Source organism: Robertmurraya korlensis (assembly GCF_023715225.1).
Lineage (GTDB): Bacteria > Bacillota > Bacilli > Bacillales > Cytobacillaceae > Robertmurraya_A.
Window position 1 is genome coordinate 1 of the sequence record NZ_JAMBNS010000030.1, and the last position, 1,309, is coordinate 1,309.

A 1,309-nucleotide genomic window follows, 5' to 3' on the forward strand; every position below is an offset into this window, starting at 1 on the left:
GGGTGATAGCGTGCCTTTTGTAGAATGAACCGGCGAGTTACGATTACATGCGAGGTTAAGTTGGAAAGACGGAGCCGTAGCGAAAGCGAGTCTGAATAGGGCGCTTTAGTATGTGGTCGTAGACCCGAAACCAGGTGATCTACCCATGTCCAGGGTGAAGTCCAGGTAACACTGGATGGAGGCCCGAACCCACGCACGTTGAAAAGTGCGGGGATGAGGTGTGGGTAGCGGAGAAATTCCAATCGAACTTGGAGATAGCTGGTTCTCTCCGAAATAGCTTTAGGGCTAGCCTCATGTAGTAAGAGTCTTGGAGGTAGAGCACTGTTTGGACTAGGGGCCCTCATCGGGTTACCGAATTCAGACAAACTCCGAATGCCAAAGACTTATCCATGGGAGTCAGACTGCGAGTGATAAGATCCGTAGTCGAAAGGGAAACAGCCCAGACCACCAGCTAAGGTCCCAAAGTATACGTTAAGTGGCAAAGGATGTGGAGTTGCTTAGACAACCAGGATGTTGGCTTAGAAGCAGCCACCATTTAAAGAGTGCGTAATAGCTCACTGGTCGAGTGACTCCGCGCCGAAAATGTAACGGGGCTAAACGTATCACCGAAGCTGTGGATTGACATCTTAGATGTCAGTGGTAGGAGAGCGTTCTAAGGGCGTTGAAGCTAGACCGGAAGGACTGGTGGAGCGCTTAGAAGTGAGAATGCCGGTATGAGTAGCGAAAGATGGGTGAGAATCCCATCCACCGAATGCCTAAGGTTTCCTGAGGAAGGCTCGTCCGCTCAGGGTTAGTCGGGACCTAAGCCGAGGCCGAAAGGCGTAGGCGATGGACAACAGGTTGATATTCCTGTACCACCAAATTACCGTTTGAGTGATGGGGGGACGCAGGAGGATAGGGTAAGCGCGCTGTTGGATATGCGCGTCCAAGCAGTTAGGCTGCAAGTGAGGCAAATCCCACTTGCATAAGGCTGAGCTGTGATGGCGAGGGAAATATAGTACCGAAGTTCCTGATTCCACACTGCCAAGAAAAGCCTCTAGCGAGGTAACAGGTGCCCGTACCGCAAACCGACACAGGTAGGCGAGGAGAGAATCCTAAGGTGAGCGAGAGAACTCTCGTTAAGGAACTCGGCAAAATGACCCCGTAACTTCGGGAGAAGGGGTGCTCTTCAGGGTGAATAGCCCAGAAGAGCCGCAGTGAATAGGCCCAGGCGACTGTTTAGCAAAAACACAGGTCTCTGCGAAGCCGCAAGGCGAAGTATAGGGGCTGACGCCTGCCCGGTGCTGGAAGGTTAAGAGGAGGGGTTAGC

The 1,309-nt window shown here is 52.5% G+C and carries 1 rRNA gene; it reads left to right on the top strand.

The features are described from left to right. Window positions 1-1,309: ribosomal RNA gene (locus M3175_RS23875) — 23S ribosomal RNA — on the top strand; the annotation flags it as partial.